Source organism: Deltaproteobacteria bacterium (assembly GCA_009930495.1).
Classification (GTDB): domain Bacteria; phylum Desulfobacterota; class Desulfovibrionia; order Desulfovibrionales; family Desulfomicrobiaceae; genus Desulfomicrobium.
This window is the reverse complement of record RZYB01000015.1, coordinates 14,294-28,413: the sequence shown is the minus strand read 5'-3', so window position 1 is coordinate 28,413 and position 14,120 is coordinate 14,294. Positions and strand designations below refer to the sequence as shown.

At 61.4% G+C, this 14,120-nt stretch carries 14 protein-coding genes; 10 read left to right on the top strand and 4 right to left on the bottom strand.

The annotated features are described in order from the left end of the window. Positions 1 to 21: 21 nt before the first annotated feature. The 10 genes from EOL86_02970 to EOL86_02925 all read left to right on the top strand — a co-directional run bounded on the left by EOL86_02970 (position 22) and on the right by EOL86_02925 (position 10,142). Complete coding sequence (locus EOL86_02970) at positions 22 to 1,308, top strand: cobalamin biosynthesis protein CbiG (protein ID NCD24548.1); 1,287 nt, start codon at positions 22 to 24, stop codon at positions 1,306 to 1,308. Further along, positions 1,209 to 2,048, top strand: a complete 840-nt coding sequence (cobJ, locus tag EOL86_02965; protein ID NCD24547.1) for a precorrin-3B C(17)-methyltransferase — start codon at positions 1,209 to 1,211, stop codon at positions 2,046 to 2,048. The genes EOL86_02970 and cobJ overlap by 100 nt, the downstream gene beginning before the upstream one ends. Before the next feature lie 96 nt (positions 2,049 to 2,144). Next, a complete protein-coding gene (locus EOL86_02960) occupies positions 2,145 to 3,776 on the top strand; it encodes a hypothetical protein (GenBank protein ID NCD24546.1) in 1,632 nt (543 codons plus the stop codon). 15 nt (positions 3,777 to 3,791) lie between these two features. Beyond that, a complete protein-coding gene (locus tag EOL86_02955; protein NCD24545.1) occupies positions 3,792 to 4,619 on the top strand; it encodes a hypothetical protein in 828 nt (275 codons plus the stop codon). Between the two features lie 12 nt (positions 4,620 to 4,631). Then, the gene (locus tag EOL86_02950; GenBank protein NCD24544.1) at positions 4,632 to 5,807 is read left to right on the top strand and encodes a peptidoglycan-binding protein; all 1,176 of its coding nucleotides are present in this window, start codon (positions 4,632 to 4,634) and stop codon (positions 5,805 to 5,807) included. 227 nt (positions 5,808 to 6,034) lie between these two features. Beyond that, entirely contained in the window at positions 6,035 to 6,406 is a 372-nt protein-coding gene (locus tag EOL86_02945; GenBank protein NCD24543.1) for a holo-[acyl-carrier-protein] synthase, read from the top strand. Between the two features lie 8 nt (positions 6,407 to 6,414). Continuing rightward, on the top strand, positions 6,415 to 7,959 hold the full coding sequence (locus EOL86_02940; protein ID NCD24542.1) for an NAD(P)H-hydrate dehydratase: 1,545 nt from the start codon (positions 6,415 to 6,417) through the stop codon (positions 7,957 to 7,959). Then, positions 7,946 to 8,401 carry a CBS domain-containing protein gene (locus EOL86_02935; protein ID NCD24541.1) on the top strand — a complete coding sequence of 152 codons (456 nt, stop codon included), beginning with the start codon at positions 7,946 to 7,948 and terminating at the stop codon, positions 8,399 to 8,401. The genes EOL86_02940 and EOL86_02935 overlap by 14 nt, the downstream gene beginning before the upstream one ends. Beyond that, positions 8,401 to 8,883 carry a tRNA (adenosine(37)-N6)-threonylcarbamoyltransferase complex ATPase subunit type 1 TsaE gene (gene tsaE / locus EOL86_02930; GenBank protein NCD24540.1) on the top strand — a complete coding sequence of 161 codons (483 nt, stop codon included), beginning with the start codon at positions 8,401 to 8,403 and terminating at the stop codon, positions 8,881 to 8,883. Before EOL86_02935 ends, tsaE begins: the two co-directional genes overlap by 1 nt. Before the next feature lie 8 nt (positions 8,884 to 8,891). Then, positions 8,892 to 10,142: a replication-associated recombination protein A gene (locus EOL86_02925; protein ID NCD24539.1), complete on the top strand. Its 1,251-nt coding sequence runs from the start codon at positions 8,892 to 8,894 to the stop codon at positions 10,140 to 10,142. Here the strand turns inward: EOL86_02925 and radA are convergent. From radA to EOL86_02905, 4 genes are read right to left on the bottom strand one after another with little or no spacing between them, the layout of a single operon-like run. Next, positions 10,139 to 11,485, bottom strand: a complete 1,347-nt coding sequence (gene radA / locus EOL86_02920; GenBank protein NCD24538.1) for a DNA repair protein RadA — start codon at positions 11,483 to 11,485, stop codon at positions 10,139 to 10,141. The two genes, EOL86_02925 and radA, sit on opposite strands and share 4 nt — an antisense overlap. A gap of 51 nt (positions 11,486 to 11,536) precedes the next feature. Continuing rightward, the gene (locus EOL86_02915; GenBank protein NCD24537.1) at positions 11,537 to 13,048 is read right to left on the bottom strand and encodes a DUF3426 domain-containing protein; all 1,512 of its coding nucleotides are present in this window, start codon (positions 13,046 to 13,048) and stop codon (positions 11,537 to 11,539) included. A 40-nt stretch (positions 13,049 to 13,088) separates the two neighbouring features. Continuing rightward, on the bottom strand, positions 13,089 to 13,607 hold the full coding sequence (hpt, locus tag EOL86_02910) for a hypoxanthine phosphoribosyltransferase (GenBank protein NCD24536.1): 519 nt from the start codon (positions 13,605 to 13,607) through the stop codon (positions 13,089 to 13,091). A 24-nt stretch (positions 13,608 to 13,631) separates the two neighbouring features. After that, on the bottom strand, positions 13,632 to 14,099 hold the full coding sequence (locus EOL86_02905) for an N-acetyltransferase (protein ID NCD24535.1): 468 nt from the start codon (positions 14,097 to 14,099) through the stop codon (positions 13,632 to 13,634). Positions 14,100 to 14,120 lie beyond the last annotated feature (21 nt).

Below are 14,120 nucleotides of genomic sequence, written 5' to 3'. Positions count from 1 at the left end.
CTGGCCCGACACGGATCGTCCGTGGCCGTCTATCTCTCGGCGGACAAGGCGGCCGAACTGACCCGCGAACTGCGCGCCGCCGGGCTGCCCGAGAACACGGTCATCGTCGTCGGACACAAGGTCGGGCATCCCGAGGAACGGGTGTTGCGCGCGACCCTGGCCGACCTGGAAGACACGGTGCGGACCCACGGCTTTTCCCGCCAGACCATGTTCCTGGTCCTGCCCGGCGAAACCGCGCCCGTGACCCCGTCCCGGCTGTATGCCGCCGACTTTGGCCATGGTTTCCGCGCGGCCCGACGCCCGAAAACCTGGTCGCGTCTGGCCGTGTACGCCATGACCAGCCAGGGCCTGGATCTGGCCCGGCGCATCGCGGACCGGGAAGCCGCCGACATTTTCGCGCCCGAGCGCCTGAGCGCGCCGGACGTCCGACCCTTTGCCCGCTTGGCGGATCTGGCCCGCGAGACATGGAGCGCCTACCACGGCCATGTCTTCATCGCGGCCACGGGCATCGTGGTCCGGACCATCGCGCCCCTCTTGGACCACAAGACCACGGACCCGGCCGTTGTGGTCTGCGACCAGGACGGCCGGCACGTGATCAGCCTCCTGTCCGGACACCTGGGCGGAGCCAATGACCTAGCCCGGCGCGTGGCCGGCCACGTTGGCGGCCAGGCCGTGATCACCACGGCCACGGATACGGCCCAAGCCCCGGCCATCGACATCCTGGCCCGAGACAAGGGCTGCGCCATCGCCAATCCGGCCCGGATCAAGACGGTCAACGCCAGTCTGGTCGAAGGCCGGCCGGTGCCCCTGTTCGATCCGGACAACCGCCTGGACACGCGGGACAACCCGGCCTTCATCGTCGCGACCGAGGCCAGCCAGGCCCAGGTCGTGGTCAGCTGGAACGCCGAGCCCGACATCGCCCTGGTCCTGCATCCGCCGTGTCTCGTGGCCGGGATCGGCTGCCGTCGGGGCGTATCGTCCGCCGAAATTCTACATGCCCTGGGCCATGTGTTCGCGACGCACGGCTTGGCCCCGGCCAGTCTGGCGGCCCTGGCCAGCGTGGACCTGAAGGCCAACGAAACCGGACTACTCGAAGCGGCCCAAAAATTAAATCTGCCCCTGACTTTCTTGGATCGGGCCAAACTGGCCCATGTGGACGTCCCCAACCCTTCCGCCACGGTGCGGAAAAAAATAGGAGTGGACAGCGTATGCGAAGCAGCAGCCCTGACCAAGACCCACGGCACCCGGCTGATCGTGCCCAAGACCATTGTCGGCCCGGTGACGGTGGCCGTGGCCCTGGCCGACTGACCGTCATCGGCCTTGGTCCGGGCAGCGCCGACCTACTGGCGCCCCAAGCCCTGGCCACGCTGCACGCGGCCGGAGCCGTGGTCGGCTATACCCGCTACCTGGACTTGGTGGACCCGGCGCTTCTGGCCGGCAAAACGATTTTTGCCAGTGGCATGCAAAAAGAAATGGATCGCGCCGCCAAGGCCGTGGGCTTCGCCCTGGGCGGCCTGGACACGGTCGTGGTGTCCTCGGGCGACAGCGGTATCTATGGCATGGCCGGACTGGTTCTGGAATATCTGGAGCGCCACGCCCTGCACGACCGCGTCGATCTGAACGTGGTCCCCGGCATCCCGGCCCTGTGCGCGGCGGCAGCCCTCCTGGGCGCCCCCCTCATGCACGATTTCGCGTCCATTTCCCTGTCCGACCTGCTGACTCCGCTGCCCCTGATCATGAAACGGGTCCGGGCCGCCGTGGAAGCGGATTTCGTCTTGGTCCTCTACAACCCCAAATCCCGCAAACGCGCTTCCTATCTGGCCGAAGTCCTGGCCATCGCGACCGAAAAACGGGGGCCGGACACGCCCGTGGGTTTTGTCCGCGCGGCCTTCCGACCGGATCAGGAAGTGCGCGTCGCCACCCTCGGGACCTGCGAGCCGGACTGGGCCGACATGCTGACCACTGTTGTCATCGGCAACAGCGCCAGCCGCCTGGTTGGAGACAAAATCCTCACACCGCGCGGATATTTCGAAAAATACGGAAAATAACGCGCCGTCACTTTACCCAACACCCTGCCTGCGCTAAAACTGACCAAACCGTCCAATCCCTGGACCGGCCTCACCGCATCGTCACGAGGTCAGCTCATGATCAGGTCGATTTGGTATCAGATTGTGGTGGTCTTGGTTGCCAGCCTCCTGCCCCTGCCGTCACGGATTTTGGCGGCCCCCATCGACGTCCCCGGCAGCGGGCTGGAAGGAATGCCGGCGGCCGCGCATTCGGACTGGCTCGGTTCGCTTTCGCCCGGAAACGATCCCGCCCCGCCCCTGACCATCGTCGAGCCCAGACCCGGCGCGGTGCTTCCGGCAAACGCCGCCGCGCCATGCATCACCTGGGTTTCGAACTCAAGCGCCGTCCTGGTCCAGATCATGGGCGGCCAGACCCGCGCGCGGGCCATTTGCACCCAATCGTCCTGGGTGCCGGATCGCGAAATATGGGATCGCATGCGCCGGGCCGCCAAGGGAAGCCGCATCACCATCGACGTCGCTCCCCTTGGCGGCGAGGACGGACGATCCATCCTGGCCGGCAACTCGACCTTTGTGGTCATGGACCACAAGGAGCTCCACCACCCCATCGCCTATTTGCAACTGCCCGTGCCCTTTCGCACGGCCAAGCGCCATCCGGGGCTCGCCACGTGGCGCACGGCCCGCGTGTCCGACCCGGACGAACCGCCCGCCTTCATGACCGATCTACCCGTTTGCGCCAATTGCCATGCCTATTCCGCCGACGGAACGAGCATGCTGCTGGATATGGACATCGACGGCGACAAGGGCGGCTTCATTCTGGCCGCGACCAAACGCGAGGTCACGTTCACGCGCGCCGACTGCCATTCCTGGAACAGCCTGGCGCCATTGCCTCCCTCGCCGTACAGTTTTGGCCTCTTTGCCCGCCTGTCGCCGGATGGCCGCCTGGCCGCCGCCACTGTCGGAGAAACCTCGCTCTTCGTCATGATCGACCGTGATGACTATTCCCAACTCTTTTTCCCCGTCACCGGCCAGATCGGCATTTTTGATCGGGCTCGGGGCACGGTCACGCATCTTGCCGGCACGACCGATCCCGCGTTCGTGCATACCGGCCCGAGCTTCGATCCTTCCGGCAAGACGGTCGCCTTTTCCCGCGCCCCCGTGCGTCAGGATTATGTCCGCGCGGTCCAGGAAAAAATTGTCCAGAATGAATCCAGCGATACCACGATTCAGGCCCTGAACGCCCGCTATCCCTATCAATTCGATATTTGCACCCTGCCCGTGCCCAATGCCCAAGGCCTTGCTCCGATGCCCCTGCCCGGAGCGTCCGCCAACGGCAAAAGCAACTATTTTCCGCGCTATTCGCCCGACGGACGCTGGATTGTCTTCACCCGGGCACCCACCGGCCTCGTCCTGCAGCCAGGAAGCAGACTCTGTGTTGTTCCCGCGCGTGGAGGCGAGGCCCACGAGCTGGCCTGCAACACCGAGCGCATGAACTCCTGGCACAGCTGGTCGCCCGACGGAAACTGGCTCGTCTTCAGCGCCAAGGGACAACGCGAGGAAACGGAAATTTTCCTGGCGCGCATGCACGCCGACGGGACATCGGCCCCGGCGATCCGCCTGCACCGCCTGCACATGCCCCGCTTCGCCTGCGTCGTGCCGGAATTCTTGCCCGGCGACGCGGCGGCGCCACGAACGGTCAGGCTTGGTTTTGACCAGCAATTTCAAATCAATACCCAAAATAACGTCCGATAACCACGGGAGGAAAGCATGAAACACAGTGTGCTCGCGGTACTGGGAACAATTCTCGTCCTGATCCTCGCGGCGGGGCCGCTCACGACATCCGCCCAGGCCTATGGTGGTGGCGGCGGAGGCGGTGACGAGGAATTCGACACCATTGGCAACCTCGGCAAGAGAACAACCGGAGGCGGAGGGGGCGCAAGCTGGGGCGGAAGTGGCCCGACAAGCGATGAAGAGGAAATCGACATTTCAACAATCTCGCCAAAAGCCTTGGATCTCTACAAAAAAGCGGGCGGCAAGGCGGGGACGGGTCTCTCCTTCCCCAAATGGCTGGAACAGGTTCGCGCCCAATGGGAAGGAAAGCAGACATTACTCACCTGGGACGCCAAAAAAGCCGGCTGGAAAGCCAGCGCCTGGAACGTCGGATACTACGGAAGCCAGGGTGCCAACATTGCAGGCAAGGGCGCTCAATTCGTTCTTAATTTCGTCCCCGGTTTTGGCTGGATCTGCGTGGGCCTGGACGCGACCCGCGGGTTAGCGGAAGGCTATGCCGAAGCGACGGAACAAGGCCTGGAACTCCAAGACGCAGTCCAGGTCGGCGTCCAAACCGGGATGGCCCAGGGGGTCATGTCCTTTGGATTCAACAAATTTGGCATGGGCAATAGATTTGGAACGGAAAAGGCGGTCAAATCCGTGATATCCGCGCGGTCGGCAAAACAAATCCTGCGGTCGAACAAGGCGTTGAAAAAAGCGGTCATGGGAAACGTAGTCGACACGGGCGTTCAAGAAGTCATTGGCAACATGCATACGTCAAACGCCATTGAAAATTCCTCTCCCCTCGCCCGACTTGCCAAATAAGAAGGAGTCCACATGCACAAAAACATACTTTTTGCCCTCGGCGTGCTCCTCTGTGCCGGCTGCGTGAGCACTGGCCTCAAAGGAAAATCGGCATACGATCCAACTCGTGATGTCTCGCCCATCCAGAGCGAGGAAAAATTCAAGACGGCAGTGTTGCAAAACAAGGATGTTCCCTTTGACTCGGCCATGGCCATGGCCGCCATCACTCATCTGATCCGAGGCGAAACACCACGAATAAGCCGACTAAGCATTGCGCCGGGCCTTGATCTCACGGAGCCGGGGATCCCCCTGGAGAACTTTGATCTTGTTGGACTGACGATTCTGGATCGCGTTGAAGTGGAAACCATCAAGAAAAAGGAATGGAATACCCGGACCATGGCCGTGCTGACCTTTGGAGCCGGCCCATTTCGGGCCTTGGTTCTCGCGGAAGCGTTCTGCACGGTGACCAGCAAGGAGGTTTACCTTGCCAAGGCCTCCGTCCGATCGCTGTCTCCGGCCCAGCCTCGGGTCGCGGCATGGTTTGTCCCGAAAAAATCCTTCCTGGCGGCTGTCGCTTCCGCCGGACCCTTGACCGCGTGGGATCTGATGATCGTGGCAAATTCCATGGCCGTCCGGGTCTCCCCACGCCTGCCTGCGGCGCGGGGTGAATTCCTGGCGGTTGCCCTCGTGCTTGACCGGCTGGAGCCCGGTGACACCGTCCAAGGCGGATTGTCGTCAAGTCCGATGCCGGACAAAAGATGGACAACCCGCGCGACCGTTAACTCCGGAGTGGGATTCCCCGTGGCGATCGTCGAGGTGGGCTGTCCCCTGAATGTCCCCTCGGAAGAACTCTTCATGCACGTGGCGTGGTCTCCGAAAGACAAAACCAGAACCAATGGCGTGGACGTCCCCATTGGCAGGTTCTCGACATGCGGCACGGTTTTCAATACCGGCGCCGGGTCCACGGAAACAGGGTCCGGAACCCTCGAATCCGGCCTGCGCTTTCTCGATCCGAAAAATAAAAGCGACGCCAGACTCATCCAATCCCGTCTGGCGGAGCTTGGGTTTTATTCCGCGGCCGTGGACGGAATTTTCGGCCAAGGCTCACGAAGAGCCCTGGCCCAATTCAAAAAAAGCAATGGATTGCAGGACAATGCGAACTGGGACCTGCACACCCAGCGAGCCCTTTTCGCCGGCACGGGGCAATGAAACCGGCGCGGCGGTCCGAAACGGCCGCCGCGCCATTACCCCGACAGAAACATGAAACTCCGCGCCCCGCCTTTGTGATTGATTTCCCGTACCTTGACCATTGCGGCGGAGAGTGAAATCGTCCCCTCCCATATTCAAGGGATCGTTCCGCAAAACGCTGCCACCTGCTTGCAAACACTTGTCCCGCATCGCCACCCGCGCACATTACATCCATACGAGCCCACATCATGATCGTTGGCCTTGGCATAGATATTGTCGAACTCACGCGGATCACGCGCAGCCTGGAAAAATTCGGCGAGCGCTTCAAAAGCCGCATCCTGACTCCGGCCGAGTCGGCCTTGGTCCCGGCGAACCCCATTCCCTTTCTCGCCGGTCGGTTCGCGGCCAAGGAAGCGGCGGTCAAGGCTCTGGGCACGGGATTCACCCAGGGCATTTCGCTGCACGACATCGAAATCCTGAACGATCCCGCCGGCAAGCCGTGTCTTGCCTTCCATGGCCACGCCCTGCGCCACCGCACGCGCATGAATGTAAAAACCCAGTTCGTCAGCATTTCTCACGGCAAGGACAACGCCGTGGCTGTCGTCATCCTGGAACAATAGGATAAAGCATGTTCACTCCCCTGCCCACGCCCGAGGAAATGGCCCACTGGGACAAGCTGACCATCGCCGAATTCGGCCTGTCCGGAAAAATCCTCATGGAAAACGCCAGCCGCGACGCCCTGCATGTCCTCAAAACAACATTCGGTCCACTCCGAGGCAAATCGGCCATCATCTTCGCCGGCCCTGGAAACAATGGTGGAGACGGATTCGCCCTGGCCCGGCATCTGTTCAATCATGGGGTCAAAACCCTGATCCTGCACGCCAGGCATCGCCATGAATACACAAACGACTCCGCCTATCATCTCCAACTAGCCGAAAAAATGGGCGTTTCATGCGCCTATCTGCCAGAATACGAACCAGAACTTCTTCCCAAGCTCGATTTGGTCATCGACGCCCTGCTCGGCACCGGATTCACGGGCCAGCTCCGACCCGACGTCCAATCCTGGATCAAATTCGTGAACAAGCTGGGCCAGGATTCCTTTGTTCTCTCCCTGGACATTCCCTCGGGCCTGAACGGCGCCACGGGAGAACCCTCGCCCGTGGCCGTGAAGGCCACGGCCACCGTGACCTTCGAAGAAGCCAAGCTCGGCCTGTTCCTGCCCCCGGCCAAGGCCTACGTGGGAGAACTCCACATTGGCAAAATCGGCATTCCCCGGCACATCAAGGATGCCCACCCAACCAGCCACGTCGCCCTTGATGGCGATTTGGTCCAGCTGCTTCCGGATCCCAGCCCGACCATGCACAAAGGCGACTCCGGCCACCTGTTGATTTTGGGCGGATCTCCCGGCCTGACCGGAGCTCCGCTTCTGGCCGCCAGGGGCGCCTACCGCGGCGGCGTGGGGCTGGTGACCATGGGCTGCCCCAAGGGCCTGACCCAGGCCACGGCCGCCTTTCCGGAAGTGATGACCCTGGGCCTGGGGGCATCGGATCAATGGACCGCGGATTGCTTCGACCTCGTGCGCGAGCACCTGCACCGTTTCTCGGCCGTGGTTCTCGGACCGGGTCTGGGCCGCACGGCCGGAGCCCTGGACTTTTTGCGCGCCTACCTTGACGCCCCGCACCGCAACACGCTCTATGACGCCGACGCCCTCTTTCTGCTGGCCCAAAATCAGGATCTACTCGAACACCTCAACGGCAATTCCGTCCTGACCCCGCATCCGGGAGAGATGGGCAATTTCTTCGGTGTTTCATCAAGCGACATCAATCTGGCCAGGGCCAGATACGCCCGGGAATTCGCGTTCCGACACAAAATCAACCTGGTGCTCAAAGGCGCGGCGACCATCATCGCCGGAACGACGGACCCCATAGCCATCTCGCCATTCTGCTCCCCCAACCTGGCCATCGCCGGCTCGGGCGACGTGCTCTCGGGAATCATCGGCAGTCTGCTGGCCCGGAACTTCCCGCCATTGACCGCCGCCCAACTCGGCGTATATTGGCATGGTTACAGCGGTTCCCTGCTGGCCCGTCAATTCCCGTTCCGGGGCAACACCCCCCTGGATATCGCCGAACACCTGCCATTGGCATTGAAGGAGTGGAAAAATGCGCACAGCTAAAGATATCATGACCACCCCCGTGATCACGATCCTCCCCGACGCGGACGTGACCGAAGCCGCCCGCCTCCTCCTGGACAAGCAGATCAATGGTCTGCCCGTGGTCGATGCCCTGGACAACCTGGTTGGCATCCTCTGCCAGAGCGACTTGGTCCGCATGCAAAAAAGTCTGCCCATTCCGTCATTGTTCACCCTTTGGGACGGATTCGTGCCCTTGTCCTCGGCGGCCCTGATCGAAACCGAGGTCAAACGCATCGCCGCGTCCAAGGTATCCCAGGCCATGACCACCAAGATCGTGACCATCCCCCCGGACATGGGCCTGGATGAAATCGCGGCGCTCATGGTGGACAAAAAATTCCACACCCTGCCCGTGGTCGAAAACGGACGCCTGATCGGCATCGTTGGCAAAAAGGACATCCTCAAGACCCTGATTCCCTCGACCTGATGCGCTTGATTCTCGACTCCCTGATCGACACCGAAGCCCTGGGGCGCGCTTTCGCGGCCTGCTGCGATCCGGGCAAGCCCTTGCCACCGCTGCTCATGCGCGGTCAACTCGGGGCGGGCAAAACCACCTTCGTTCGCGGCTTGGTGGCCGCCCTTCCAGGCAGCGAGAACGCCGAGGTCAGCAGCCCGAGTTTCAATATCCTCAACCTGTACCCGACCGTTCCCGAAGTCGGCCACTTCGATCTCTACCGCACCGAAGGGCTCGGTTTTGGCCCCGATCTCGAGGAAGTCCTGCTGGACCCGGCCCGATTTTGCGTCGTGGAATGGGCCGAGTATCTGCCCGACGCCTCCCTGCCCGAGGAATTCATCGCCATGACCTGGACCATCGACGACCAGGGGCGCCATGTGGATCTCGCGGCTCACGGTTCATCCGCCCGCGCCCTGTTGGACTGCGTCCGGGCCGCCCTGCCAACATTCCGATAGGTTTCTCCGTGTCACACAAGTACCCCCTGGCCGAATCCTTGCGGCCCGAGTCCCTGGATCATTTTATCGGACAAGGACATTTTCGGCAGCGTCTGCGGACCCTGATGCAATCCAAGGATTTGCCCAGTCTGCTTCTTTTTGGCCCGCCCGGATGCGGCAAATCGACCGTGGCCCTGCTCCTGGCGAAACACAGCGGCAAGAGCTTTGTCCGCGTCAGCGCCCCGGAAGCGGGCATCACCACCCTGCGCAAGCAAATCCAGAACACGGACATTCTCATCCTGGACGAGCTACACCGTTATTCCAAGGCCCAGCAGGATTTTTTCCTGCCCCTGCTGGAGACCGGCGAATTGACCCTTATCGCCACGACCACGGAAAATCCGTCCTTTAGCGTGACCCGACAACTGCTATCAAGGCTGCACGTGCTGCGCCTGCGCTCCCTGAACATGATGGAACTGGTCGAGGTGGGCAAACGCGGGTTGGAAAAAACGGGGCGGCCCCTTCCGGAAAAAAGCCTGGAACTGCTGGCCACCCTGGCCGGAGGGGACGCAAGGACCATGCTCAATCTGGTGGAATTCGCCTCTGGGCTGGAAGATCAGGACCTGGAACCCGAGCAGCTCAAAGGCCGCCTTCCGGAATTGGTCCTGCGCGGAGATCGGGATGGGGATTCGCACTACGAACTGGCATCGGCCCTGATCAAGTCCATCCGCGGATCGGACCCGGACGCGGCGCTCTATTACTTGGCCTGTCTGGTGGAAACAGGAGAAGATCCTCGTTTCATCTGCCGGCGTTTGATCCTTTCGGCATCGGAGGACATCGGTCTGGGCGACCCCATGGCCCTTCCCCTGGCCGTGTCCTGCGAGCAGGCCGTGGAACGGATCGGCATGCCCGAAGGCTGGATTCCCATGGCCGAAACCGCTGTCTACCTCGCGCTGGCTCCCAAGAGTAACTCCAGCTATGCGGGCTATCTCTCCGCCGTGAAGGAAATCCGAACCAACGGACCCAAGCCCGTGCCCCTGCATTTGCGCAACGCCTCCACCAGCCTCCAAAAGGAATGGGGCTATGGGCAAGGATACAAATACCCGCACGCCTATCCCGAAGCCTGGGTGGAACAGGAGTACCTGCCGCCGGAACTCAAGGGACGCACCTTCTACCAGCCGAAAACCGAGGGACACGAGGAACGCTTGGGCCTGTGGCTGCGCAAGCACAAGGGGCCCCGCCTCAAACCACGGCCTGCCATCGCCAAGGACTGGACGCCCTAGGCCTTGCCTCCCGCCTTGCCGAATAAAAACCGCTGCACGTCGGTCAACCTGGACCAGCCGGAGCCATCTTTTCCCGCCCCGATCCTGGGGTGAACCATTGGCGCGTATCCAAGATTCCCGGCCTGACGCAGCCGGACATCATGTCCGGAAACGGGGCGAATCTGGCCGTTGAGGTCCACCTCCCCCCAAAAAACGCCGCCCTCGGGCAAGGGACGGTCATACAGCGAGGACAAAATAGCCGCCACGATACCCAGGTCGAGGCCAGGGTCCTTCATGCGCAATCCGCCGCCGACCTTGGCGTAAACATCCATCTGCCCCAAATTGATCCCCAGACGCTTTTCCATGACCGCGATGAGCAGATGGAGACGGTTGGCGTCAAAGCCCAGGGCCGTGCGTCGCGGAAAAGCCAGAAAGGTTTTGGTGACCAGGGCCTGGACCTCGACCACGAATGGCCGTTGGGCCTCCATGGACATGACCAGGGCCGTGCCGCTCAGAGCCGTGTCCCGGGCTTGAAGAAAAAATGTCGAGGGATCCTCGATGACGGACAAACCCTGCTCCCGCATTTCGAACACAAGCAATTCGTTGGCCGGCCCAAAGCGGTTCTTGACCACGCGCAGAATGCGGAACAGATGCTCCTTGTCCCCTTCCAGGTACAGCACTGTGTCCACCATGTGTTCCAGAAGCTTGGGGCCGGCGATCTGCCCGTCCTTGGTCACGTGGCCGACCAAAATGACCGTCACCCCGCGCTGCTTGGCCCGTTCCACCAAGAGCGTGGCCACGGCCCGGACTTGGGCCACGGAGCCGGGCAAGCCCTCGGCGCTGCCCGAAACCATGGTTTGGACCGAATCCACGACCATCAAGGCCGGGCCCTCGTCCATGCAGGCCAGAATATCCTCGACCTGGTTGGTGGCCATGGCCGTGAGGGGGCTGTCCAGCATGCCCAGGCGCTCGGCCCGTCCCCTGATCTGTGACAGGGACTCCTCGCCCGAAACATAGACGATGGCCTTGCCCGCCCGCTCCATGAGCCCGGCAACCTGCAACAACAGGGTCGACTTGCCAATGCCGGGCTCGCCGCCGAGCAGAATAACCCCGCCCGGAACGAATCCGGACCCAAGGACACTGTCCAAGCCGGCAAGTTCCGTCGCGACCCTGGTTTCCGCATGGTCGGTCAGGGTCCGCAGATCAACGGGACGATGCGCGTTTCCGATCCTGGTCCCGGCCCCCGGTCCGCCATCCTGAACCAGCTCCAGGGTATTCCAGGCCTGGCAACGCGGGCATTGTCCCTGCCAGCGCACGGACACGGCTTGGCAGGCCGAGCAGACATAGGTGGGTTTACTTTTCATGACGAATAAAAAAGGCAGGCCGAAGCCTGCCTGCGTGGGTCAAGGGAAGGGTCATTGTGGCGACTGGGTTTGAAGAACTTCCAAGCCAAACTCCTCGACTGTTTCCGGAGTGCCAAAAAAGACAACCATGAAGGGGACGGATGCTCCGGGCTGGACATTGGTGTTGTGCGCCAGAATGCCAACCTTGGCCGTCAGGGCCGCTTCGATATCCTGGCGGGAAGAAACCTGGAGCTGATACAACGTGACCACGTTGCCACACATGAATTCCTGGGAAGTAACCACCTTGCCCTGCTTGTCGAATAGGGACGCCTTGAGGCGAACCAGTTCCCTGGGCTCCTGGTAGTGGTTCACGGCCTTGCCCTCGATAATGAAAAGTTGGCCTTCCTTCTCGTTGGGCACGAAATACTGGCGCACGTTTTCCAGGGCGATCTGGGGCGCGCTCGCTGGCGTGGCGGCGTTGCCCGTCTCGGCGCCGGCCGCCGGGGCCGTGGCGTTGGACCCCGTCTCGTGAGCGGGCATCCAAAAGAACTTCACGAAAATTCCGACTCCGGTGGCCATGATCAACAACAGCAAAATCGACACGATCAGACCGAACCGGCTGGACTTTTCCGCGCCCCTGGGCTCATCGTCGAACAATTCGTCACGTGGCGTCTTGCCAATAAGAGGCGGCTGGAATGCTCCTTCCAGATCGGCCATCATGTCTTCCTTGGAGGAGGACGGACGCGCTGTTTTGCCCGTGTCCGCGAGCGCATCGGAAAGATCGTCATCGAAGGCGGACGCCTTGGCCGGACGGGCCGGAGATTCGGACTTGGCCTGGGTGGAGCTCTTCTCGGCGAAAAGCTGATCCAAGTCGTCCTCGAAGGCACTGGTCGAGGGTTGGGGAGCGGGCTCGGCCGCCGATTTCTTCTTGCCGGAGAAAATCTCGTCCAGCTCATCCTCGAAGGCGCTGGTCGTGGGTTGGGGAGCAGGCTCGGGCGTCGATTCCTTCTTGCCGGAAAAAATCTCGTCCAGCTCATCCTCGAAGGCGCTGGTCGTGGGTTGGGGAGCGGGCGCGGGCGTCGATTCCTTCTTGCCGGAGAAAATCTCGTCCAGCTCATCCTCGAAGGACGAAGCTTGTGTCGCGGCGACCGATGCCGTCGACGAGGCATCGAACCGGCCCCTCGATCCGGACAGGAGATCGTCCACGTCATTGTCCACGGGACCCGGCGCTTCGCGATCCGATGACCGGGCGGCACCCGTTTTCGTACCATCTTCGCGCGGTCCGTCCTTCAAGGACTGGTTCAAATCGTCATCGACATCCGTTGTCGGGGTCGATCCAGGCGACTGGTCCGCCTTGGAGCGGTCCGATTTTTTTTCCGCCGGGGTTTCGAACCCATCCCTGGTGACGACGCTGGGAACCTCGGCTCGCGCTTCGTCACGATCAGCCGGCGCGCCCTCGGTTTTTGGCGGGAAAACGGTAAAAACATTCTTGCACCGGGAGCAGCGAACCTTACTCCCTTCTGGCGCGATCTGTTTTTCGTTCAGATTATACTTTGTGCTGCATTCTGGGCACTGTACGAGCATGGCATGTCCTTGAATACGGTCTTGGCCGCGTGCACTGCGCTCAAGGTAAATTCAGATGATAAATACCGTCCAGTTCCCGGAACTGTTCGGCGTAGTCCAGTCCATAACCGACAATGTAACCCTTTTCCAACGAAAACCCCACGAAATCAACCTGGATGTCCACCTCGCGCCGTTCGCGCTTGTCGATCATGGCCGCGATCCGGATGGATCTTGGGCTGCGTGCCTCCAAAACCTTGGTCAAGAATTTCATGGAGTGCCCGGTGTCGACAATGTCTTCCACCACCAGGACGTGCTTATCCTTGACGTCGATTTCCATGTCCTTGGAGAAGACCATCCGGCTTTGCCGCGATGTCTGGTCGGCATAGCTCGACAAGCGGACGAAATCCATGAGCGGATGAATGGTCAGATTCCGCATCAAATCCGTGAAAAAAGCGTAGGCCCCCTTGAGGACACAGACACATATCAGGGGCTCGTCACCGTATAGCGAGGAAATCTCCCGCCCCAGCTCCTTGGCTCGGGCATCGATCTGGTCGCGATCGAACAATTTGACAAATTCCATCCATAGCCTCCCTGGCAGCCGGAGCTACAATTCAATCATCATGGCCACTTCGTCGCATTCCGGGAACTGCGGACATTTCAGGCAATCCGCCCAGACCTTTTGCGGCAGAATGTCCTTGCTGACCTCGTCGAATCCGAGCTTGCGGAAAAAGGCGACCTGATAGGTCAAGGCAAATACCTTGTAAATACCAAAAGTCACGGCATCGCTGACACAGGCCTCCACCAAACGCCGGCCCAGGCCCTGGCCCTGGGCGCTTTCGATCACGGCCAGGGAGCGCACCTCGGCCAGGCCTTCCCAAGTGATGGCCAGGGCGCAACACCCGACCACTTCCGCTGCTTCCGTGTTCTCGACCACGAGGAAATCACGCAAGTGGGAATAAAGCTCATTGTAGGATCGGGGCAGAAGCAAACGCTTGTTGGCGCAGGCCATGAGCAGGCCATGAATGGGCTTGACGTCCGCCATGGTCGCTTTTCGCAGTACAAATTTTTCCATGGGTCAATCCTCGTGAAAACC

Bases quoted from the DNA above. Each gene is read 5' to 3' on its own strand.
- cobJ (NCD24547.1), top strand. From the start codon at position 1,209: ATGCGAAGCAGCAGCCCTGACCAAGACCCACGGCACCCGGCTGATCGT.
- EOL86_02960 (NCD24546.1), top strand. From the start codon at position 2,145: ATGATCAGGTCGATTTGGTATCAGATTGTGGTGGTCTTGGTTGCCAGC.
- EOL86_02955 (NCD24545.1), top strand. From the start codon at position 3,792: ATGAAACACAGTGTGCTCGCGGTACTGGGAACAATTCTCGTCCTGATC.
- EOL86_02950 (NCD24544.1), top strand. From the start codon at position 4,632: ATGCACAAAAACATACTTTTTGCCCTCGGCGTGCTCCTCTGTGCCGGC.
- EOL86_02945 (NCD24543.1), top strand. From the start codon at position 6,035: ATGATCGTTGGCCTTGGCATAGATATTGTCGAACTCACGCGGATCACG.
- EOL86_02940 (NCD24542.1), top strand. From the start codon at position 6,415: ATGTTCACTCCCCTGCCCACGCCCGAGGAAATGGCCCACTGGGACAAG.
- EOL86_02935 (NCD24541.1), top strand. From the start codon at position 7,946: ATGCGCACAGCTAAAGATATCATGACCACCCCCGTGATCACGATCCTC.
- tsaE (NCD24540.1), top strand. From the start codon at position 8,401: ATGCGCTTGATTCTCGACTCCCTGATCGACACCGAAGCCCTGGGGCGC.
- radA (NCD24538.1), bottom strand. From the start codon at position 11,485: ATGAAAAGTAAACCCACCTATGTCTGCTCGGCCTGCCAAGCCGTGTCC.
- EOL86_02915 (NCD24537.1), bottom strand. From the start codon at position 13,048: ATGCTCGTACAGTGCCCAGAATGCAGCACAAAGTATAATCTGAACGAA.
- hpt (NCD24536.1), bottom strand. From the start codon at position 13,607: ATGGAATTTGTCAAATTGTTCGATCGCGACCAGATCGATGCCCGAGCC.
- EOL86_02905 (NCD24535.1), bottom strand. From the start codon at position 14,099: ATGGAAAAATTTGTACTGCGAAAAGCGACCATGGCGGACGTCAAGCCC.